The organism is Bosea sp. (in: a-proteobacteria) (assembly GCF_023953965.1).
Taxonomy (GTDB): domain Bacteria; phylum Pseudomonadota; class Alphaproteobacteria; order Rhizobiales; family Beijerinckiaceae; genus Allobosea.
The window spans coordinates 35,583-56,273 of the sequence record NZ_JAMLIX010000001.1 but is presented as its reverse complement, the minus strand read 5'-3'; the positions used below and the strand labels follow the sequence as shown (position 1 = coordinate 56,273).

Below are 20,691 nucleotides of genomic sequence, written 5' to 3'. Positions count from 1 at the left end.
CGCATGCCCCTGCGAAGAGTTCTGCAATCGGGGCGCCCCCAGAGATCGAAGGCGATGAAGAGGCCGGCTTCGGCGCGGGCTTCGATCGTAGTTCTCGGCCGGGGCACAATGAAGCAGTCGACTGAGGGAGCGTGAAGCGGGGCCTTTTGTAGAGCTTCGTGTCAGGCAGACACTCTCCTGCCATCCGGCCGGAGAGGTAGATCATCACGTGCTCGCGTCGAGCGGGCCGGTCAGGAGTCGTAACGGCATGTCCACTGTGAAGAAAGCTGTTGTGCGCCAGGGGTTCAAGACGGGCGAGTACGTCGTCTATCCGTCCCATGGCGTCGGCCAGATCACGGCGATCGAGGAGCAGGAAGTCGCGGGCTTCAAACTCGAGCTGTTCGTGGTCAGCTTCGCCAAGGACAAGATGACGCTGCGCGTCCCCACCGCCAAGGCTGCCAGCGTCGGCCTGCGCAAGCTCGCCGATGCCGATGCCGTGGCCAAGGCGCTGACCACGCTCACCGGCCGCGCCCGGATCAAGCGCACCATGTGGTCGCGCCGCGCGCAGGAATACGAGGCGAAGATCAATTCGGGCGATCTCGTCGCCATCGCCGAGGTGGTGCGCGATCTCTACCGCTCCGAGGCCCAGCCCGAGCAGTCCTATTCCGAGCGTCAGCTCTACGAGGCCGCCCTCGACCGGATGACCCGCGAGATCGCGGTGGTCGACAACGTCACCGAGACCGAGGCCCTCAAGAAGATCGAGGGCCAGCTCGCCAAGTCGCCGCGCCGCGCCGGCAAGGCGGAAGCCGAGGCCGAGGCAGGGCTGGAAGGCGACAACGACGATCTGCAGGAGGAGGCCGCCTGAGCGGCTTTCCCCGCGTTTCTCTCAAGAACCCGGCGGGCGACCGCCGGGTTTTTCGTTGGTGAGCGCGGCGGCTTCGAAAGCACGGCCTCTGTCGTTCCGGGGCGCGTCGCAGGCGCGAACCCCCGGAATGACAATCTGGGGCTCGAAGCCGCTAAGCCGTCCCCGTCTCCGCTTTCAGGAAAGCGACGGTGCGTGCCCATGCCTGTTTCGCCGTCGCGGCATCGTAGCGCTCGGCGCTGGTGTCGTTCATGAAGGCGTGGTCGACATCGGGGTAGACGATCGCCTCGTAGCGGATGCCCGCCGCCTTCAGCGCGGTCTCGTAATCCGGCAGCAAGCCGACGAGACGGGTGTCGCGCGAGGCTTGCTGGATCAGCAGGCGGGCCTTGATCTCGGCCACCTTGGCGAGATCGGGCGGGCGGCCGTAGAAGACGACGCCGGCCGCAAGCTCCGGGGCCGAGACGGCGAGATCGTTGACCGCCCCGCCGCCCCAGCAGAAGCCGACGGCGCCGGTCTTGGCCGTCGCATCCGGCCGCGAGGCCAGGTATTTCAGCGCCGCGCGGCCCTGGGCGACGACCGCCTCGACCGAAAGCTTGGGGAAGAGCGCGCGGGCGGCATCGGGGTCGGCGGGCGTGCCGCCGAGCGGCGTGAGGAAATCGAGCCCGAGCGCCGTGAAGCCTTCCAGCGCCATGCGCCGCGTGATGTCCTCGATATGCGGGTTCAAGCCGCGGTTCTCGTGGATGACGAGGATGCCGCCGCGTTTCGTCTGCGCCTTGGGCGTGACGAGATAGCCCTTAAGCGCCACGCCGTCGACGCTCTGGTCGAGCCGGCTTACGCTGATGCGGGCGTCGTCGGGCTTGACCTGCTGTGCCTGGGCGTAGTTCGGCTCCAGCATGGCGAGCGCCGCCTCGGCGGCGGTGGCCGAGCCGGCGATGGCGACGAGCCGGTTCATGAAGACGCGGCGGTCGAGCGGCTTGTGCGTGTATTCATCGTAGAGTTCGACGATTCGGCGGTCGAGCGCCATGCCTGCCTCCTTTGAGCATCGTGTCGCGCCGATCATAGCGCCGGGCGCAGGCGATGCGGCAGGGACGTGCAAAGCCTCGCGGCCTTGTGAAGGGCCCCTATTCGGCGACGATCTTGTAGCGCTGGCCGGATGTCGGCGTGCCGTTGCGGTCGAGGCCGTTGATCAGCTGGAAGAGCGCCTCCGGCCGGTCCTGCTCCGGCATGCGCGCGGCCATGCTGGCGAGCGTATCGCCGGCCCCGGCCGTAACCAGCCTGAGCTGCATCGGGCGCACCGCCTGCGCTTCCGCCGGCGTCATCACCTGGAAGCTGTCGACGATGCCGCGCATCTGCCGCTCCGGGTCGGCCCCGCCGCGCGCGGCCAGGATGAAGCGGTAGACCCGCTCGCCGGCCTGCACCGCGGCGAGCCTGAAGGTCCAGTCCGAGCCCCTGCCATGGGCGAGGACGGCGGGCAGGCCGCCGATCTCCGTCTTCTCGATGCCGGTGGTGGCGATGCCCTCGATCCAGCCGGCGGCGACATAGGATTCCAGCGTCTGGCCGCTTTTCAGCGTGACGGAATCGAAGCGTAGCGCCTGCGCGCCATTGGCGCTGACGCCGATGACCATGTCCTGGGCGGCCTCCAGGCTGAAGCCCTCCGGCGCGCTGAAGGCGATGCGCAGCGCGCTGTTGAGATAGCGCCGCCCGCGGACGACGCCGTCGCGCGGGTCGTCGCCATAGGCCAGGCCCTCGATCGCGTCGAGCCAGCGCCCCGTGTCGCGCTCCCCGATGCCGGGCGCGGCGATCTGGCGGGCGGTGGCGGTGACGGCGGCGATGCGCTCCGGCGTCTGGGGGTGGCTGGAGAGGATGTCGAGACGCTTGTCGTCGGCGCTCTGGTTCTGGCCGCTGCTGCGGAAGGCGGTGTTGCGGCCGAGCGTGGAGAGGAAACGGCCGGCGCCATAGGGGTCGTAGCCGGCCCGCGCGATGTTGCGGACGCTGATCTGGTCGGCGGTGAGCTCCTGCTGGCGCGAGAACTTCGCCAGCGAGAGCTTCGAGCCGGCGCGCACGGCCTCGCCGCGGCCGGGGTCCTTCAGCACCTGCGAGACGACCTGGCTGACCAGTGCCGATTCCGCCTCCTTCTCGGCACGCTCGACGGCGTGCCGCGCCGTGACATGCGCGATCTCGTGCGCCAGCACGGAGGCGATCTCGGAGGTGTCGTTGGCGAGCGCCAGGAGCCCGCGCGTGACATAGAGCCGGCCGCTGGGCAGGGCGAAGGCGTTGACCACCGGCGAGTTCAGGATGGTGATCTCGTAACGGCCGATCTGGCCCTCGCCGGCCTTGGCGAGGCGCTGGACGACCTCGTCGAGGGCGGCACGCGCGCGGGGTGCGCGGTATTCGCCGCCGAAGGCCGCGAGCAGGCGCTGGTGCTCCTGATCGGAGGCGCGCTGGAGCGTGCTGATGCGCGGCGCGATCTCGCCTTCGGCGGTGGTGCTCGCCGGCAGGAGCGGGCTTTCGCCGCCGAGGCAGCCCGCGAGCAACAGGCCGGGCAGCACCAGGGCCGCTAGCCGCTTCGAATGTCGCGAAAGCGATGCTCGCCAGGGCTTAAGCATGTCCTCTAGTCGATCAGTTCCAGCGCCGCCCGGGAAGCGACCTCGAGCAGGAGGCCGTCGCGCCCGGCGAGGACGCCATAGGCGCGCAGCCGTTTACCGCCGAGACGGCTCGCGGTCCAGCCGGCGCTCTTGAGCTCGCGCCAGAGGCTGCGCGACAGGACGATCGAGGCGGCCTCCTTCGGGCGGCGGGAGAAGTTCAGATAGGTCACCCGGGAGCGTTCGCCGACCGAGGCGATCCGCCCTTCCAGTAAGACATAACGCCCCTCCTGCGCCTTGACCGCGGCGAGATCATGGCCGTCGACCGCTGCCGTGTTCGGAACAATGGCCTTCGGCGGCGCATCGCAGGGGCTTAAGCCCGGCTCGGGCAGGGGCAGCGCCGCGCCCTGCCGTTGCAGCAGGAGCGCGAGATCCTGCGCGGCCTCTCCCGGCGTCGCGGGCGGCAGCGTGAGCCGCGCCGGCAAACGCCCCCAGCGGTCCGGCTCGCCGAGGACGGAAAGGCCGAGCGGGCGGCCGGTGAAGGCGCTGAGCCCGGCGCCGAAGCGGAGAGCCTCCTCGGTGCTCTGCCGCGGCGCGAGGCCGACGAGGCGCAAGCTTCGCCCATCCTCCAGCAGCGGGTCGCCGGCCGGGTCGAGGCCCGAGAGCCGCGCCGCCACGGTGCCGTCCTCTCCGGCCGCGCAGCCGGAGGCGGCCCGCGCCGGCGCGGCCGCGAGAGCGGCGAGGGCGACGATGGACAGGAGGCGCTTCGTCTGCATGGCGACATGCTACACGCAGTCGCGCGCATCCCGGTAGGGCGGCCGGAAACCCGGAGCGATTTCGCCATTTTTGCCGGCTCGCGGAACAGCGGGCGTCTTCGCGCGTCTAGCCGGCGGGGGGCGACGTCCGATCCGCTGCAGCATGCGCCAGGCGGTCCCGGCTCTCACATCAGGAGAAGACGAGATGCGCATCCGCTACGGCTATCGGATCGAACTGGTCTGCGCCCACGACTTGCCCTTGATCACCCTGCTCGACGTGCATCCCTCGCGGCGCCACGATCTGACCACGCCCGACGAGATGAAGGTTAGCGCGCTCGCCGACCCGTCGCGCGCGATCGCGGTGACGCAGGACCTCGACGCTTTCGGCAACATCCGCCGGCGCATGGTCGCCCCGCCCGGCGGCATCCGCCTGGAATCGGAGGGGATCGTCCTCGATTCCGGAGAGCCCGACAGCGTCGACCCCACGGCCCGCGAGGTTTCGCCGGCGCGCCTGCCGGATTCCGCCCTCGTCTATCTCCTGGGCAGCCGCTACTGCGAGACCGACAAGCTCTACGACCGGGCCTGGAGCCTGTTCGGCCAGATCCAGCCGGGCTGGGCGCGGGTACGGGCGATCACCGACTCCGTCCATAACCATCTGAGCTTCGGCTATCATTTCGCCCGCGACACGCGCACGGCCGTCGAGGCGTTCGAGGAGCGGATCGGCGTCTGCCGCGATTTCGCGCATCTGGCCGTCGCGCTCTGCCGCTGCATGAACATCCCGGCGCGCTACTGCAACGGCTATCTCGGCGATATCGGCGTTCCGCCCAATCCGGCGCCGATGGATTTCAACGCCTGGTTCGAGGTCTTTCTCGGCGGGCGCTGGTACACCTTCGACGCGCGCCACAACGAGCCGCGCATCGGCCGCATCGTCATCGCGCGCGGCCGCGACGCCACCGACGTCGCGATGATCTCATCCTTCGGCAACCATGGGCTGCAATGCTTCGAGGTCGTCACCGAGGAGGTCGAGGAGGCGCCGATCGCGCTGATGCCGGCGCGCCCCGGCGCCCGTTCCGCCGCGGCGTGAGGCGCCCTGCCGCATCGCCACCATGCGCTACACCATCGTCGCCAACGCGCGCGCCGGAACGGTGCTGGAAGCCGGGTCCGATACCTTCGCGGCACGGCTGAAGGCGGCCTTCGCCGCGCAGGGCTGCGAGGCCAGGCTGCATCTGGTTCCGCCGCGCGAGATCGATGACGCGCTCTCGCGCGCGATCGACGATCACCAGGCCGTGCCGGTCCTCGCCGGCGGCGACGGTACCGTCAACGGCGCCCTGCCGGTCCTGATCCGGGCCGGGCGCCCTGTCGGCATCCTGCCGATGGGCACGGTGAACGTGCTGGGGCGCGATCTCGGCCTCACCGGCACGCTGGAGCAGCAGGCCGTCGCGCTCTGCGGTGGCGAGGCGGTCGAGATGGATATCGGCCGGGTCGGCGACCGGCTGTTCCATTCGCTGTCAGGCATGGGTTTCTTCAGCCTGATGGCGCGTGAGCGCGAACAGGCGCGCCGGCGCTTCCCCTTCAGCCGCGCGACCGCCTTCGGCGTCGCCGCGATGCGTTCGATCCTGCTCACCCGCCCGGTCCTCCTCGACATCACGGTCGGCGGCGACCATCGCTATGTCGAGGCGGACGCCGTGCTCGTCACCGTCAACTGCTTCGAGGGCGCCGACTGGCGCCGTCCCCGGCTCGACGGCGGCGTCTTCGAGGTGCATGTGCTGAATGCCGGCGGGCTCTATTCGCGGGCTAAGGCGGCGCTTTCGGTGGTCTCGGGGCGTTGGCGCCAATCGCATAACCTGACCTCCTTCACCGGCGAGGCGGTGACGCTGATGCGGCGCGACAAGCATCGCGGGCACATCACCTTCGACGGCGAGGTCGAGCGCAGGGCCGGGCCGCTCGGCTACGGCCTCCTGCCCGGGGCGTTGAGCGTGATCGCGGCCCGTGCGAGACCGGTTGCGGCGGGGTAAGCTCTGCCCGATTTAGTCCCGGAGACCGTCTTCCTTGCTCCAGCCCCGCCTTCTGGTTCCTGTCGTCGCCGCGCTGGTCTTCCTCGGCCTCGTCCTGCTGATTGTCTCGGGATACTCCTTCTCCCTCGACACCCGGCTGATCATGCTGTTCCGCGATGCCGCCGCGCCGGCGGTGCCGCTGGGGCCGGCCTGGCTGCACGAGGCCGTGCGCGACATGACGGCGCTCGGCAGCTTCGTCGTCCTGTTCCTCATGGCGACGGCGGCGACGCTGGCCTTGTGGCTCACCGGTTACCGCCATCTCGCGATCTGGCTCGTGGTCAGCCTCGTCGCCGCCTTCCTGGCGAGCACGGGGCTGAAGCTGGCGATCGCCCGCGAGCGGCCCGATATCGTCGGGCATGCCGCGTTGACCTTCACCGCGAGCTTCCCCAGCGGGCATGCCTTCCTCTCCGCCGCGGCGCTCTTCACCATCGCCGGCTTCGTCGGCCTCGCCTCGCGGCGGCCCGACATCGCCCGCTTCTGCGTCGTCATGGCCGCGGTCGTGGTCGGCCTCGTCGGCTTGAGCCGGATCTATCTCGGCGTGCATTGGCCGACCGACGTGCTGGGCGGCTGGTGCCTGGGAGTGGTCTGGTCGAACGTCGCCACGGCCTGGCTCGGCCGCTGGATGGCGGATTCCGACCCGTCCTGACGAGCTTCAGCGCATGTCGACGGTGGCGTTGACGCCGAGATCGGGCGTGCGGCCGAGGATCTTCGCCGTCGCCAGCTTGAAGGCGACGACGACGCTGCTCGACGGCCCGTCCCAGATTTCGGCGGAAACCGGCGTCAGCGCCATGAGCGCCGCATCCGGATCGTCGGGACCGTTCGGGAACCAGGCATCCGCCATCGGCGTCCAGATCCGCCGCAGCGTCTCGCGGTCCGGGATCTCGGTGGCGGTGCAGGAGATCGCGGTGTAGAAATTGCGGTCCTCATGGCTGATCGCCACTGAGACGGAAGGCGAGCGCAGGGCCGCGCCGATGATGCCGGTATGCCGGCGGGTGACGAAGAGCAGGCGATGCTGCTCGCGGTCGAGATGGCCCGACATCGGCCTCGTCCGGATGCCGCCCTCGGCCACGAAGGAAACCATCCAGACCGGGTGGACGGCGAGCGCGGCCCAGATGCGGTCCTGCAGTTCGGTGTCGGGCATGGCGGCCTCCTGCCGGTGCGATCATCTCATGCGCGGCTGCGTCTGGAAACCGGCCCGTGCGCCATGGCAACGCCGCGCGGGAAGCAACGTTCCCGCGCCATGGCGGAACATCGCGATGCGGCCCGCGTTGGGACGGGGGCCGCGGCCTTGCCGCCCTCATCGGGGATCATCCATGCTCGCTTCGCGTAACCTCCTGGTCGTGCTCGTCCTCGTTCTCGTCGCGGCTCTCGCCGTGATGGGCTACTCGCTCTACCAGGAGAAGAAGCAGCCCGACGGCGTCGAGATCTCGGTCGGCAAGAACGGGCTGTCGATCAAGGAAAAATAGTCTGCCGCCCGGGGCATTGGCCTTGCCGCGCAAAGGCGCTAACACCCTCCACGAGCCTGTTTCGCGGAGAGAAGAGATGAACGCGCCCTTCAAGAACCTGATCGCCGGCGAGTGGACGGGCGGCTCCAGCGCCTCCCGCAACATCAACCCCTCCAACACCGACGACGTCGTCGGCGAGTACGCGCAAGGGACGGCCGCGGACCTCAACGACGCGGTCGCCGCCGCCAAGGCCGCCCTCCCGGCCTGGAGCCGCTCCACCCCGCAGGAGCGCTACGACATCCTGAAGAAGGCCTCCGACGAGATCCTCGCCCGCAAGGACGAGCTCGGCCGCCTGCTCTCACGTGAGGAGGGCAAGACGCTGGCCGAAGGCATCGGCGAGGCGGCCCGCGCCGGCCAGGTCTTCGCCTTCTTCGCCGGTGAAGCCTTGCGTCTTTCCGGCGAGATCGTCCCCTCGGTGCGCCCCGGCGTCGGCGTCGAGATCACCCGCGAGGCGGTCGGCATCGTCGGCATGATCACGCCCTGGAACTTCCCGATCGCGATCCCGGCCTGGAAGATCGCGCCCGCGCTCGCCTGGGGCAATTGCGTCGTGATCAAGCCGGCCGATCTGGTGCCGGGCTCGGCCTGGGCGCTCGTCGACATCCTCCAGCGCGCCGGCCTGCCCAGGGGTGCGCTCAACCTCGTCATGGGCCGCGGCTCGGTCGTCGGCCAGGCGCTGCTCGAGCACAAGGACGTCGCTGCCATCTCCTTCACCGGCTCGGTCCCGACCGGCCGCAAGGTCGCAGCCGCCGCCATCGCGGGGAGCCCGATGAAGAAGGTCCAGCTCGAGATGGGCGGCAAGAACCCGCTCGTCGTGCTCGACGACGCCGACCTCAAGGTCGCGGTCGAATGCGCGGTCAACGGCGCCTTCTTCTCGACCGGCCAGCGCTGCACCGCCTCCTCGCGCCTGATCGTCCAGGCCGGCATCCACGACCGCTTCGTCGAGGCCTGCATCGAGCGGCTGAAGGGACTCATCGTCGACGACGCGCTGAAGGCCGGCACCCATATCGGCCCGGTGGTCGACCAGAGCCAGCTCGACCAGAACCTGAAATACATCCAGATCGCCAAGGACGAGGGCGGCAAGCTGGCCTTCGGCGGCGAGCTGCTGAAGCGCGACACCCCCGGCTTCTACCTCCAGCCGGCGCTGTTCACCGAGACCACCAACGCCATGCGCATTTCGCGCGAGGAGGTCTTCGGCCCGGTCGCCAACATCGTCCGCGTCAAGGACTACGACGAGGCGCTCAGCATCGCCAACGACACCGAGTTCGGCCTGTCCTCGGGCATCTGCACGACCTCGCTGAAGCATGCGACGCATTTCAAGCGCAACAGCGAGGCCGGCATGGTGATGGTCAACCTGCCGACGGCGGGCGTCGACTACCACGTGCCGTTCGGCGGCCGGAAGGGCTCGAGCTACGGCCCGCGCGAGCAGGGCGCCTACGCCAAGGAGTTCTACACCACGGTCAAGACGGCCTACACGCTGGCCTGACCCTCGGAACAGGGTGCCGTCGCGGCGGTTGACCGGGAGAACCCCTCCCGACCGGAGCCGCGACATGCACCATCTCGATCCCAAGACGCGCACCGCAGCCGACCTCGCGCTCGACTGCTACAAGCACTGCCACGGCATGGCGACGACGCATTGCCTCGCCGTCGGCGGCGCCCATGCCGAGCGCGGCCACCTCACCCTGATGCTGGCCTGCGCCGAGATCTGCCGGACGACGGCGCATCTCCTGCTGATGGATTCCATCCATGGCCGCCACATGGCGCGCGAATGCGTCGAGGTCTGCAAGGCCTGCGCCGCCGATTGCGAGCGGCTCGACGGCATGGAGCCCTGCGTCGCCGCCTGCCGCGCCTGCGCGAAAGCCTGCGCGGCGCTCGTGTGAGGCGAGGCGGTTTGCTCACCCCACCGGGATCACATCCACCGCGATGCCGATCTTCTGCGTGCCGGGGCCGACCACCACCCCGTCGAGCGGGGCGACATCGGCATAGTCGCGGCCGAAGGCGGTGACGATGTGATCGTCCGCGACGATCAGGTCGTTGGTCGGGTCGAGCCCGATCCAGCCGGTCTCCGGCCCGCACCACAGCATCGCCCAGGCGTGGCTTGCATCGGCGCCTTCCAGCCGCTCCTGCCCCGGCGGCGGGATGGTGCGGATATAGCCGGAGACATAGGCCGCCGGCAGCCCGAGGCCCCTGAGGCCCGCGATCATGATATGCGCGAAATCCTGGCAGACGCCGTGGCGCCGGGCAAAGGCGTCGGCCAGCGGCGTCGAGACCTCCGTCGCCTCCGGATCGTAGACGAAGTCGCGCCGGATCCGGGCCATCAGCTCGCAGGCCGCCTCCAGGACGGGGCGCGCGGCCCCGAAGCTCTCCCGCGCATAGCCGATCACCGCCGGGACATGCGGCACGAGCCGGCTCGGATAGAGATGATGGGCGGGTGAATCCGGCGCGAGACTCCTGGAGGCGAGCGCGAGCCTGGCGACCTCCTCCCAGTTCCGGGTCAGCCCGGCATGGGGCGGCGGCTCCCGCGCGACCTCGATCCGCGCCCGCATCTCGAGCTTCAGCTCGCGATGGGGCCTGGCGATGGTGATCGTGGTCATGTGGTTGCCGAAGAAGCAGAGGCCGTCGCTGCGCTCGGCCGGGCGCGGCGTGATCGTAAGTTCGCTCCTGCGCACGCGCTGGCCGCCGCCCTCGCGCGGCAAGAGCCGCAGGATGCAGCGCGAGAACGGCACCGACCGGCTGTAGCCGTAGGTGGTGAGGTGGCGCAGCTCGTAGATCACGCGATGCTCGTCATCCGCGAGCCTTCGGGGCCGCTGTTCTGCAGGAAGTAGCGATCGGCGATGGCGCCGGAGAGCCCCATCAGCAATTGCTCGAACAGGAGGATGCTGGCGCGGTCGAGGCGGCTTGCCTCCATCGTCCGGCAATCGGCGGAAAGCCTGAGCACCAGCCGGCGCGGCGCCTCCAGCATGCCGTCGTCGGCGAGCGTCGGCAGGCCGGCGATCTCGGCATCGAGCCGCTCGACCTGGAAGGCGACCGAGCGCGGGTTGTAGGGGTCGAGCATGACGAGGTCCAGCACCGGCTGGAGGCTCGCGCCGATGAGGTAGCGCGAGCGGTAGGTGATCTGCGAATCGGTCAGGTCGAGCAGGGCGTCGAGGCTCTCGCCCGAGGCGTTGGCGTCGGCGAACTGCCGGGCGAAGCGGCAGGTCGCGATGCCGCGTTCCAGCCGCCGGCCGATGTCGAGGAAGCGCCAGCCGGAGCCGCGCACCATGTTCTCCTGGCCGAGGCCGGAGAAGGCGGCGAGCGATTTCAGCGCCCGGTCGGCGATCTCATAGGCCTCGCCCTCGCTCGGCTTGCGCCCGTCCTCGGGATCGAGTTGGCGCTGGAGATCGCCGAACAGCCGCCAGGCATCGACCGAGAGCCGCTCGCGGATGACGGAAGCGGTGCGCCGCGCCTCGCGGATCGCGGCGGCGGCCGAGCCGTAATCGTCGAGGCTGTAGAGCGCGGCATAGGCTTGCGCCGCGGGCACCCTGCGTTGCTGCCCGCCCGGTGCCGCGCCCCAGGCGACCAGCATGCCCGCGAGCTGGCGCACCGTCTCGGTGCGCCCCGGCGCCGGATCGGCGTCGATCAGCCGGCCGAGCAGGGCGCGCACCAGCCGCAGGATCGCCTCGCCGCGCTCCAGATAGCGCCCGAGCCAGAACAGATTGTCGGCGGCGCGGCTCGGCAGCGTGCCGGTGACGCGGCGGATGCTGATGCGGTCGGGCGTAGGCAGCAGGCTGACCTGCGCCACCGGCTCCGTCGAGGTGACCCAGACGTCGCTGGAGCGCACGCCGTTGCGCATGCTGACCGCGCGCGCGTCGGGCTCGTCGGAGATCCGGCAGAAGCCGCCGGGCATCACCTTCCAGCCGTCGGGCGTCGCGGCGGCGAAGACGCGCAGCGTCATCGGATGCGGCTCGAGCCGGCCGTTCTGGAAGACCGGCATGGTCGAGAGCCGCACCACCTCCTGCCCGACATAATCCATGCCGCGGGCCTCGATGCGGGCGCGCAGCGCCGCCCGCTCCGCCTGCGGCAGCTCGCCGGCGAGGACCGGCGCATCGTCGAGGCCGTCGGCCGTGCCGCGGAAGGCCGGCGCGACGCTCATCTCCTCCAGCCGGTCGAGCACGGCCGCGCGCTCCTGCTGCTGGCCGCACCACCAGGTCGCGATATTGGGCAGGATCAGGTCCTTGCCGAGCAGTTGCCGCGCCACCGCCGGCAGGAAGCCCATCAGGGCGCGCGCCTCGACGACGCCGGAACCGGGCCCGTTGGCGACATGGACGTGGCCCTGCCGGATCGCCTCGACCAGCCCGGCGACGCCGAGCGCCGATCGGGAGTTGAGCTCGAGCGGGTCGGCGAAATCGCCATCGATGCGCCGCCAGATCACGTCGGCGCGCTTCAGGCCGGCGATGGTGCGTACATGCACCCGGCCCTCGCTCATCAGGAGGTCGCCGCCCTCGACGAGGAGGAAGCCGAGATAGCGGGCGAGATAGGCCTGCTCGAAATAGCTCTCGTTGAGCGGGCCGGGCGTCAGCAGGCAGATGCGCGGGTCGACGCGCTTCGAGCGCGCGACGAGCCCGGCCCGGAAGCCCTGGAAGAAGGCGGCCAGCCGCTCAATGTTCATCGTGCGGAACATGTCGGGGAAGGCGCGCGCCAGCCCCAGCCGGTTCTCCAGCGCATAGCCGGTGCCCGACGGCGCCTGCGTCCGGTCCTGCAGCACCCACCAGCGCCCGTCCGGGCCGCGGCCGAGATCGGCGGCATAGAGCTGGAGCGCGCCGCCGCCCTTGATCCCGTGCAGCGGGCGCAGATAATCCGGGCTGCCGGTGACGACGGCCGCCGGCAGCAGGCCGTCCGCGACCAGTTCGCCCGGCCCATAGACATCGTCGATCAGCGTCGAGAGCAGCTCGGCGCGCTGGGTGACGCCCGCCGCGATCACCCGCCATTCGGCTTCCGGGATGACGAGCGGCACATGCGACAGCGGCCAGGCCCGCTCGCCGACCCCGGGGTCGCGCTCGTCGATATCGCCATGGACGCGATAGGAGACGCCGGTGTCGCGGACATGCCGGTCGGCAAGCCCGAAGCGCTGGGTGAGCTCCGAGGGCGAGAGCGCGCACCAGGCCGAGAGGAAGGGCTCCCAATGCGGGCGCACGTTCCCATCGCCGTCGATGAACTCGTCGAAGACGCCCGGCAGCGGGCGGTAGCCGGCGATGAGCGCGGCGCGACGCTCCGCCTTGCTGCGTCCCGATCGGATGCGGCCCTGCGCAGGCATTCTTCTGATCAGATCCCTGTCGGGCGTCGCAAATCCAGCGTGAGCGGGAATTCGGCGCTGCGTTCCTCCGGCGGAATCGCCAGAGGGCCGGGACTATGACCGATCGCCTCGAAACGCGCGAGCCGTCTCGCCTCCGCCTCGTAGGAATTGACCGGAGGTGTCTCGTAATTGCGACCGCCGGGATGGGCGACATGGTAGACGCAGCCGCCGAGCGAGCGGCCGGACCAGAGGTCGACGATGTCGAAGGTCAGCGGCGCATGCACGCGGATCGTCGGATGCAGGCCCGACGCCGGCTGCCACGCCTTGAAGCGCACCGCCGCCACCGCCTCGCCCGAAACGCCGGTTCCCGTCATCGGCAGCCGCCGGCCGTTGCAGGTGACGAGATGGCGGCCGGGTATAAGCCCCGTCGCCTTGACCTGCAGGCGCTCGACCGAGGAATCGACATAGCGCACCGTGCCGCCGATCGCGCCTTCCTCGCCCATGACGTGCCAGGGTTCGAGCGCCTGCCGGATCTCGATTGCGACGCCGCCATGCGCGATTCTGCCGAAGAAGGGGAAGCGGAACTCGGCCTGCGCCTCGAACCAGGTCGGATCGAACGCATAACCCGCCCTCTCGAGGTCGCCGAGCACATCCTTGAAATCCTGCCAGACCATCGCGGGCAGCATGAAGCGGTCGTGCAGGGCCGTGCCCCACCTGACCAGCTTGCCCTCCTGCGGCTCGCGCCAGAACCAGGCGATCAGCGCGCGTAAAAGTAGTTGCTGCGCGAGCGACATGCGCGCATCCGGCGGCATCTCGAAGCCGCGGAACTCGACGAGGCCGAGCCGCCCGGTCGGCCCGTCCGGCGAATAGAGCTTGTCGATGCAGATCTCGGTGCGGTGCGTGTTGCCGCAGACATCGACCAGGAGGTTGCGGAACAGCCGGTCGACCAGCCAGAGCGGGATCGGCTTCTCGCCGGGCTTCGGCACCTGCGCCAGCGCGATCTCCAGCTCGTAGAGCTGATCCTGCCGCGCCTCGTCGATGCGCGGCGCCTGGCTGGTCGGGCCGATGAACAGCCCCGAGAACAGGTAGGACAGGGAAGGGTGGCGGTTCCAGTAGAGGATGATGCTCTTGATCAGGTCCGGCCGGCGCAGGAAGGGGGAGTCGGCCGGTGTCACGCCGCCGAGCACGACATGGTTGCCGCCGCCCGTGCCGGTATGGCGGCCGTCGACCATGAACTTCTCGGCGCACAGCCGCGCCAGCCGCGCCTCCTCGTAGACCCCTAGCGTGATCGCCGCCGCCTCGCGCCAGTTCGCCGCCGGGTGGATGTTGACCTCGATCACGCCGGGATCGGGCGTGACCTTGATGACGTCGAGACGCGGATCGAATGGCGGCGCATAGCCCTCGATATGCACCGGCTGGCCGAGCTCCTCGGCCACGGTTTCGACCGAGGCGACGAGGTCGAGATAATCCTCCAGCCGCTCGACCGGGGGCAGGAAGACGCAGAGCACGTTGTCGCGGATCTCGAGGCTGAGCGCCGTGCGGACATGTTCTCCGCCGATCTCCTGCTCGCGCCTGTCCTGGACGGGGCCGGACGCCGCTTGCCCCCCGATGCTCATCTGCGCTGGGCCGGGCCGTTCCTGCGGAGCCTCGGGCTCCCCCGGCCGAGCCTCGGGATGCTCGGCCCAGCTCGCGCCGGCCGGTCCCGCCGCCGCCAGCGGCGGGCGTGGCTCCAGCGGGTCCTGCGGGTGGATATGCGGGTATTCGGCCTTGGGCACGACCGGCAGCGAGCCCAGCGGCAGCCGGTAGCCGACCGGCGAATCGCCCGGCACCAAAAAGAGCTTGCCGCGGCGCAGGCGCCATTTCTCCGAGCGCCAGCGCCGGTCGTCGCCTTGCGCCTGCCAGCGCTGCACGGGAATGACATAGCCGCGCGGATTGCCGAGGCCGAGCTCGAAGACGCGCGCCATCCGCATCCGTTCCTCCGGATCGGAGAGGTGCGAATCGAGCGGATCGACATTGTCCGGGAGCTGCGCCTCCTTGAGCAGCCAGACGCCGGTGTCCTCATAGGCCGGTACGACATAATCGGCGCCGAGGCCGAGCTTTTCGGAGAGCCCCTGCGCCAGCGCCTCGGCTTCGCGGATGGTGGCAGCGATCTCGTGCTCGCGGTCGCCGCCGGTCTGCGCGCCGGGCTCGCGCGCGATCAGGTCGGCATTGCGCCAGATCGGCTCGCCGTCGCGGCGCCAGTAGAGCGCGAAGGCCCAGCGCGGCAGGGTTTCGCCCGGATACCATTTGCCCTGGCCGTAATGCAGCATCCCGCCCGGCGCGAAGCGCTGGCGCAGGCGCCGGATCAGCGTGTCGGCGCGCTGGCGCTTGGTCGGGCCGACGGCGGCGATGTTCCATTCCTCGCCGGTCTGGTCGTCGATCGAGACGAAGGTCGGCTCGCCGCCCATGGTCAGGCGCACGTCCTGCGCCTCGAGATCGGCCTCGACCTTCTCGCCGAGCGCGTCGAGCTCGGCCCAGGAGGCGTTGGAGAAGGGAAGCGTGATGCGGGGCACCTCGTGCACGCGCGTCACGCTCATCTGGAAGTCGAAGCTGGTCTCGGCATAGCTCGCGACCCCTGAGACCGGCGCCGCCGAGCGGTAATGCGCGGTGGCCGCCAGCGGCAGGTGGCCCTCGCCGGTGAGCAGCCCCGAGGTCGGATCGAGCCCGACCCAGCCGGCGCCGGGGATATAGACCTCGGCCCAGGCGTGCAGGTCGGTGAAGTCCTTGTCGGTCCCGCGCGGGCCTTCGAGCGGATCGATATCCGCCTTCATCTGGATCAGGTAGCCGGAGACGAAGCGGGCAGCCAGCCCCAGATGCCTGAGCGCCTGGACCAGGAGCCAGCTCGTGTCGCGGCAGGAGCCCGAGCCGATCGAGAGCGTATGCTCCGGCTCCTGCACGCCGGGCTGCATGCGGATGCCGTAGGCGATCCGCCGTTGCAGGCGGGCGTTGAGATCGACGATGAAGGTGACGGTGTTCACCGGCTCGCGCGGCAATTCGCCGAGGAAGGCCGACAGCAGCGGCCCGGCCGGCTCCTTCGCCAGATAGGGGGAGAGCTCCTCGGTCTGTTCCGGGCTGTAGGCGAAGGGAAAGGTCTCGGCCGCGGCCTCGACGAAGAAATCGAAGGGATTGACGACCGAAAGCTCCGTCACCACGTCGACCTCGATCCGGAACTCCGTCACGGCTTCAGGGAAGACGTAGCGTGCGAGCCAGTTGCCGGCGGGATCCTGCTGCCAGTTCACGAAATGCTGCGCCGGCGTGACCTTCAGCGAATAGCTCTCGATTCCCGCGCGGCAATGTGGCGCCGGCCGCAGGCGCACGATCTGCGGCCCGAGCGTGACCGGTCGGTCGTAGCGATAATGCGTGACATGGTTCAGCGCGGCGATGATGGCCAAATGTCGGTCCCCCGGGCGCGTCAGGTTAGCGGGGCGGCGGACGGGCGCAAGACGCATGCTCGGACATCCTGCGCCTGCGCTGACGGTTCAACGGAATCGAAAATGCTCTAGCATCGGGCGGCTTTCTGCCCGACGAGGATCCTTCCCCGATGCGTGCCTTCTATCACCCCGATCAAGCCCTCCACGATCCCCGGCAATACATGCGCTTCGGCAAGGTCGTGGCGCCCAAGGACCTGCCGGAACGGACCGAACGACTGCTCGGCGCGCTCGAGCGGCACGCCATCGCGCCCGAACTGCCGGCGGCGCACGGAACCGCCCCGATCCTCGCGGTCCATGATGCGGGCTTCGTGACCTTTCTCGAAACCGCCTGGGCGCGCTGGCAGGAGCTGCCGCCCGAGCGCGGGCCGGAGGTCTGGCCGAGCACCTTCCCCTATTGGAGCGGGCGCCCGGACGAGGATGTCCGTCCGCCTTGCCGGCCGACCGGCTTCATCGGCCAGCTCGGCTGGTATCTCGGCGATCTCTCGGTGCCGATCGGCGCGCATTGCTGGCATTCGACGCTGCGCTCGGCGGAAACCGCGGTTTCCGCCGCCGAGGCGATCCTGGCCGGGGAGCGCGCGGTCTATGCGCTGTGCCGCCCCTCCGGCCATCATGCCCGCGCCGACCGCGCCACCGGCTTCTGCTATCTCAACAACACCGCGATCGCCGCCCAGCGCCTGCGCTCGGCCTTCGGCAAGGTCGCGATCCTCGATGTCGACGCCCATCACGGCGACGGCACGCAGCAGATCTTCTATCGCCGCGACGACGTGCTGACGGTCTCGGTCCATGCCGATCCGGCGAACTACTACCCCTTCTACACCGGCTATGCCGACGAGCGCGGAAACGGGCCGGGCGAGGGTTTCAACCTCAACCTGCCCCTGGCGCATGGCGCGGGGGGGGCCGAGATGCAGGCGGCCGTCGACCGGGCCGGCCGGGCGATCCGCGATTTCGGGGCACAGGCTCTGGTGGTCGCGCTCGGCTACGACGCCCACAAGGACGATCCGATCGGCGTGCTGAAGCTGGAGGCTTCCGATTTCGGCACGATCGGCCGGCAGGCGAAGGCGCTCGGCCTGCCGACGCTCGTCGTGCAGGAGGGCGGCTATGCGATCGAGGCGATCGGCGACTGCCTCGATGCGTTTCTGGGCGGGTTCGGATAACGCCTTTCAGATTGCCGCCTCGATCAGGAACGGACCCTTCCTGGCCAGCGCCGCCTTGAACAGGCTCACGAATTCCTCGGCGGTGGTGGCGCGCGCGGCCTCCACACCCATGCCCCTCGCCATCATCACCCAATCCAGCACCGGCTCGTCGATATTGAGCATCAGCGTGGCGTTGCGGCCGAAATCATTGACGCCGACATTGCGCATCTCGCCGTGCAGGATCTGGTAGGTCCGGTTGGCGAGGACGACGGTGACGATGTCGAGCTTCTCGCGCGCCTGCGTCCACAAGCCCTGCACCGTGTACATGCCCGAGCCGTCGGCCTGCATGCCGATGACCTTGCGGCCGGGGCAGGCGACGGCAGCCCCGATGGCGAGCGGGATGCCCTCGCCGATCGCGCCGCCGGTGAGCTGGATGTGGTCGTGCTGCGGCGCGCTGTGGCAATCCTGGTAGAAGCCGCGGGCCGACGAGCCCGACTCCTCGCAGACGATGCAGTTCTCCGGCAGCAGCGCTGCGACGATGGCGCAGACCTTGTCGCCGTCGAGCGGCCCGGTCGGCAGGGCGGGCTTCTCCTGGCGCGGCGGGGCGATGAAGGCCGGCGCCGTCTTCGTCGCGCCGATTTCTTCGGCGAGCGCGCCGATCGCGGCGGGCAGGTCGTCGCCGGGGCCCGCCAGCGTGACGATCTCGCAGCCGTCATGGGTCATACGGCCGGGCTTGCCCGGATAGGCGAAGAAGCCGACCGGGGCCTGCGCGCCGACGAGCACGAGGTAATCGACGTCCTTGAGCTGATCGAGCGCCTTGTCGACGGGGTAGAACACCCTCGGCATGGCGACACGGCCGGCGCCGCGCTCGGTGCGCCCGTTGGAGGTCTGGCTGAAGATCCTGGCGCCGGTCGCCGCGCAGATGCGGGCCGCCGTCTCCATCGGCTTCTGGCGCAGTGCGAGCCCCGTCAGCATGATCGCGGCACGCCTGCCATGCTTGCGCAAGCCGGCGGCGGCCGCGCGGAGCGTGGCGGAATCGACGCCTTTCAGCGTCGGCACCCTTACCGGCTTCAGCGCGGCGGGCTCGACGCTGTTCCAGGCGCAGTCGGCCGGCAGGATCACGGTGGCGACGCCGGGCGCGGTCAGCGCGGCGACATAGGCTTCCTCGATCGCCGGGCCGACATCCTCAGCCGAGGCGATGCGCCGCACGAATTGCGACATCGGCCGCGCCAGGCTCTCGATGTCGCTGGTCAGCGGAGCGTCATGCTTGAGGTGATAGGTCGCGTGGTCGCCGACGACGTTGATCATCGGCGTGCGGGCGCGCCGCGCATTGTGCATGTTGGCGAGCGCATTGGCCATGCCCGGCCCGCAATGCAGCAGCGTCGCCGCCGGCTTGTCGGCCATGCGGGCATAGCCGTCGGCGGCACCGGTCACCACCCCCTCGAACAGGCCGAGCACGCAGCGCATCTGCGGCTTGCGGTCGAGCGCCGCGACGAAATGCATCTCCGACGTGCCGGGATTGGCGAAACAGACATCGACAGCGTTGGTCAGCAGCGTGTCGCAAAGGCGGTCGGCGCCGTTCATCGTTGAACCTCGGACTTGCGAAGGCGCCCCGCGCCGGTGGCGGGAGATGGAGTCAATTCCCTCTGCCATGTCAAACGAGATAATCTGATGGCTTGCCCGAGCGGCGCTGATCCGCCGCCCGGCGGTCATGCTTCCATCGCGGAAGCGACCGACTCCGCCTGCGTTGTCATGTCGCAGGCGAGGGGCTGCCTTGCGTCGAAGGGCGGTTACGGCGATGTGCCGACTTGCCATCTTCGAGGGACGGGGGCACTGCCGAAGGTGGGGCCGATGCATGCGCTGATCGCCAGGATGTTGGCCCGGCTCGCGATCGAGCCGCGTATCGACGTGGTTTTTCCCGATGGGACGCTGCGCTCTGTCGGGCATGGCGCCGCGCCGCGGCTGCGCATGCGCATCCTCGACGCGCCGACCGAGCTCAAGCTCGCGCTCGATCCCGAGCTTGCCCTGGGCGAGGCGGTGATGGACGGGCGCGTCGTGGTCGAGCAGGGCTCGCTCTACGATCTGCTCGATGCGCTGGTCGCGGCCGTGCACAGGGCGCGCCCGCAAGGCTGGGGCAGGATGCTGGAGAGCCTGCGCACGGCGCTGCGCCGCTTCCAGCAGCACAACACGCTGGCGCTGGCGCGGCGCAACGTCGCCCACCACTACGATCTGAAAAGCGATTTCTTCCGGCTCTTCCTCGATCCGGACATGCAGTATTCCTGCGCTTATTTCGCCGATCCGGGGATGACGCTGGCGCAGGCGCAAGCCGCCAAGAAGCGCCACATCATGGCCAAGCTCGACCTCAAGCCCGGCCAGCGCGTGCTCGACATCGGCTGCGGCTGGGGCGGCATGGCGCTCTCGATCGCCGGGGAGACCGGGGCCAGCGTCACCGGCATCACGCTGTCCGAGGAGCAGCTCGCCATCGCCGAGCAGCGCGGCGCGGGATCCGGCCTGCCGGTCGCGTTCCGCCTGCAGGATTACCGCCAGCTCACCGAAACCTTCGACCGCGTCGTCTCCGTCGGCATGTTCGAGCACGTCGGCGTCGCCTATTACCGCGATTATTTCCGCAAGCTCCGCGAGCTCATGACCGAGGACGGCGTCGCGCTGATCCACACCATCGGCCGCTCGACGCCGCCGGGCGCGACGAACCCCTTCATCGCCAAATACATCTTTCCGGGCGGCTACATCCCCGCCATGTCGGAGGTCGCGGCGGCGATCGAGCAGGAGGGGCTCATCGTCACCGACGTCGAGGTGCTGCGTCTGCATTATGCCGAGACGCTGAAGGCATGGCGCGAGAACTTCCTCGCCCGGCGCGACGAGGCGGTGAGGATGTATGACGAGCGCTTCGCGCGGATGTGGGAATTCTACCTCGCGGCCTCCGAGGCGACGTTCCGGCACGACGATCTCGTGGTGTTCCAGTTCCAGCTCGCCCGCAGGCTCGACGGCCTGCCGATCACGCGTGACTATGCCGCGGCGCGTGAAACGGAGCTGGCGCACGCAGCCGGCTAGCCACTATCGCGGC

17 protein-coding genes are annotated in these 20,691 nt (G+C 69.8%); 9 read left to right on the top strand and 8 right to left on the bottom strand.

What is annotated here, in order from left to right:
- The first annotated feature begins 247 nt into the window (after positions 1-247).
- The gene (locus tag M9917_RS00245; RefSeq protein WP_297250181.1) at positions 248-844 is read left to right on the top strand and encodes a CarD family transcriptional regulator; all 597 of its coding nucleotides are present in this window, start codon (positions 248-250) and stop codon (positions 842-844) included.
- Between the two features lie 151 nt (positions 845-995).
- Here M9917_RS00245 and M9917_RS00240 read toward each other — a convergent pair whose 3' ends face one another.
- The 3 genes from M9917_RS00240 to M9917_RS00230 all read right to left on the bottom strand — a co-directional run bounded on the left by M9917_RS00240 (position 996) and on the right by M9917_RS00230 (position 4,199).
- Positions 996-1,865 carry a dienelactone hydrolase family protein gene (locus M9917_RS00240; RefSeq protein ID WP_297250179.1) on the bottom strand — a complete coding sequence of 290 codons (870 nt, stop codon included), beginning with the start codon at positions 1,863-1,865 and terminating at the stop codon, positions 996-998.
- Positions 1,866-1,962: 97 nt separating this feature from the next.
- Positions 1,963-3,390: a M48 family metalloprotease gene (locus M9917_RS00235; protein ID WP_297250177.1), complete on the bottom strand. Its 1,428-nt coding sequence runs from the start codon at positions 3,388-3,390 to the stop codon at positions 1,963-1,965.
- Positions 3,391-3,452: 62 nt separating this feature from the next.
- A complete protein-coding gene (locus tag M9917_RS00230; RefSeq protein ID WP_297250175.1) occupies positions 3,453-4,199 on the bottom strand; it encodes a hypothetical protein in 747 nt (248 codons plus the stop codon).
- 184 nt (positions 4,200-4,383) lie between these two features.
- Here M9917_RS00230 and M9917_RS00225 point away from each other — a divergent pair, with 184 nt between their 5' ends.
- From M9917_RS00225 to M9917_RS00215, 3 genes are read left to right on the top strand one after another with little or no spacing between them, the layout of a single operon-like run.
- Entirely contained in the window at positions 4,384-5,262 is an 879-nt protein-coding gene (locus M9917_RS00225) for a transglutaminase-like domain-containing protein (RefSeq protein ID WP_297250173.1), read from the top strand.
- Positions 5,263-5,284: 22 nt separating this feature from the next.
- A complete protein-coding gene (locus M9917_RS00220) occupies positions 5,285-6,193 on the top strand; it encodes a diacylglycerol/lipid kinase family protein (protein ID WP_297250170.1) in 909 nt (302 codons plus the stop codon).
- A gap of 34 nt (positions 6,194-6,227) precedes the next feature.
- Positions 6,228-6,878, top strand: a complete 651-nt coding sequence (locus M9917_RS00215) for a phosphatase PAP2 family protein (protein WP_297250168.1) — start codon at positions 6,228-6,230, stop codon at positions 6,876-6,878.
- 6 nt (positions 6,879-6,884) lie between these two features.
- Here M9917_RS00215 and M9917_RS00210 read toward each other — a convergent pair whose 3' ends face one another.
- Entirely contained in the window at positions 6,885-7,373 is a 489-nt protein-coding gene (locus M9917_RS00210; RefSeq protein WP_297250166.1) for a pyridoxamine 5'-phosphate oxidase family protein, read from the bottom strand.
- 172 nt (positions 7,374-7,545) lie between these two features.
- On the opposite strand from M9917_RS00210, the gene M9917_RS00205 reads away from it, so the two are divergent.
- From M9917_RS00205 to M9917_RS00195, 3 genes are all read left to right on the top strand, one after another.
- Positions 7,546-7,698 carry a hypothetical protein gene (locus tag M9917_RS00205; RefSeq protein ID WP_297250164.1) on the top strand — a complete coding sequence of 51 codons (153 nt, stop codon included), beginning with the start codon at positions 7,546-7,548 and terminating at the stop codon, positions 7,696-7,698.
- 76 nt (positions 7,699-7,774) lie between these two features.
- Positions 7,775-9,220: an aldehyde dehydrogenase family protein gene (locus M9917_RS00200; protein WP_297250162.1), complete on the top strand. Its 1,446-nt coding sequence runs from the start codon at positions 7,775-7,777 to the stop codon at positions 9,218-9,220.
- A gap of 64 nt (positions 9,221-9,284) precedes the next feature.
- Positions 9,285-9,614: a four-helix bundle copper-binding protein gene (locus M9917_RS00195; RefSeq protein ID WP_297250160.1), complete on the top strand. Its 330-nt coding sequence runs from the start codon at positions 9,285-9,287 to the stop codon at positions 9,612-9,614.
- Between the two features lie 15 nt (positions 9,615-9,629).
- Here M9917_RS00195 and M9917_RS00190 read toward each other — a convergent pair whose 3' ends face one another.
- The 3 genes from M9917_RS00190 to M9917_RS00180 are packed head-to-tail and all read right to left on the bottom strand — an operon-like array spanning position 9,630 to position 16,437.
- On the bottom strand, positions 9,630-10,508 hold the full coding sequence (locus M9917_RS00190; RefSeq protein ID WP_297250158.1) for a transglutaminase family protein: 879 nt from the start codon (positions 10,506-10,508) through the stop codon (positions 9,630-9,632).
- Entirely contained in the window at positions 10,505-13,027 is a 2,523-nt protein-coding gene (locus tag M9917_RS00185; RefSeq protein ID WP_297250157.1) for a circularly permuted type 2 ATP-grasp protein, read from the bottom strand. The genes M9917_RS00190 and M9917_RS00185 overlap by 4 nt, the downstream gene beginning before the upstream one ends.
- A gap of 8 nt (positions 13,028-13,035) precedes the next feature.
- Positions 13,036-16,437, bottom strand: coding sequence for a transglutaminase family protein (locus M9917_RS00180; protein ID WP_297250155.1), 3,402 nt, complete (start codon positions 16,435-16,437; stop codon positions 13,036-13,038).
- A 149-nt stretch (positions 16,438-16,586) separates the two neighbouring features.
- Here M9917_RS00180 and M9917_RS00175 point away from each other — a divergent pair, with 149 nt between their 5' ends.
- Positions 16,587-17,630 carry a histone deacetylase family protein gene (locus M9917_RS00175; RefSeq protein WP_297250153.1) on the top strand — a complete coding sequence of 348 codons (1,044 nt, stop codon included), beginning with the start codon at positions 16,587-16,589 and terminating at the stop codon, positions 17,628-17,630.
- A gap of 6 nt (positions 17,631-17,636) precedes the next feature.
- Here M9917_RS00175 and M9917_RS00170 read toward each other — a convergent pair whose 3' ends face one another.
- Entirely contained in the window at positions 17,637-19,193 is a 1,557-nt protein-coding gene (locus M9917_RS00170) for an acetolactate synthase large subunit (RefSeq protein ID WP_297250151.1), read from the bottom strand.
- A 267-nt stretch (positions 19,194-19,460) separates the two neighbouring features.
- Here M9917_RS00170 and M9917_RS00165 point away from each other — a divergent pair, with 267 nt between their 5' ends.
- On the top strand, positions 19,461-20,678 hold the full coding sequence (locus M9917_RS00165) for an SAM-dependent methyltransferase (RefSeq protein WP_297250149.1): 1,218 nt from the start codon (positions 19,461-19,463) through the stop codon (positions 20,676-20,678).
- Positions 20,679-20,691 lie beyond the last annotated feature (13 nt).

Bases quoted from the DNA above. Each gene is read 5' to 3' on its own strand.
- M9917_RS00245 (WP_297250181.1), top strand. From the start codon at position 248: ATGTCCACTGTGAAGAAAGCTGTTGTGCGCCAGGGGTTCAAGACGGGC.
- M9917_RS00240 (WP_297250179.1), bottom strand. From the start codon at position 1,865: ATGGCGCTCGACCGCCGAATCGTCGAACTCTACGATGAATACACGCAC.
- M9917_RS00230 (WP_297250175.1), bottom strand. From the start codon at position 4,199: ATGCAGACGAAGCGCCTCCTGTCCATCGTCGCCCTCGCCGCTCTCGCG.
- M9917_RS00225 (WP_297250173.1), top strand. From the start codon at position 4,384: ATGCGCATCCGCTACGGCTATCGGATCGAACTGGTCTGCGCCCACGAC.
- M9917_RS00220 (WP_297250170.1), top strand. From the start codon at position 5,285: ATGCGCTACACCATCGTCGCCAACGCGCGCGCCGGAACGGTGCTGGAA.
- M9917_RS00210 (WP_297250166.1), bottom strand. From the start codon at position 7,373: ATGCCCGACACCGAACTGCAGGACCGCATCTGGGCCGCGCTCGCCGTC.
- M9917_RS00205 (WP_297250164.1), top strand. From the start codon at position 7,546: ATGCTCGCTTCGCGTAACCTCCTGGTCGTGCTCGTCCTCGTTCTCGTC.
- M9917_RS00200 (WP_297250162.1), top strand. From the start codon at position 7,775: ATGAACGCGCCCTTCAAGAACCTGATCGCCGGCGAGTGGACGGGCGGC.
- M9917_RS00195 (WP_297250160.1), top strand. From the start codon at position 9,285: ATGCACCATCTCGATCCCAAGACGCGCACCGCAGCCGACCTCGCGCTC.
- M9917_RS00185 (WP_297250157.1), bottom strand. From the start codon at position 13,027: ATGCCTGCGCAGGGCCGCATCCGATCGGGACGCAGCAAGGCGGAGCGT.
- M9917_RS00175 (WP_297250153.1), top strand. From the start codon at position 16,587: ATGCGTGCCTTCTATCACCCCGATCAAGCCCTCCACGATCCCCGGCAA.
- M9917_RS00170 (WP_297250151.1), bottom strand. From the start codon at position 19,193: ATGAACGGCGCCGACCGCCTTTGCGACACGCTGCTGACCAACGCTGTC.
- M9917_RS00165 (WP_297250149.1), top strand. From the start codon at position 19,461: ATGCATGCGCTGATCGCCAGGATGTTGGCCCGGCTCGCGATCGAGCCG.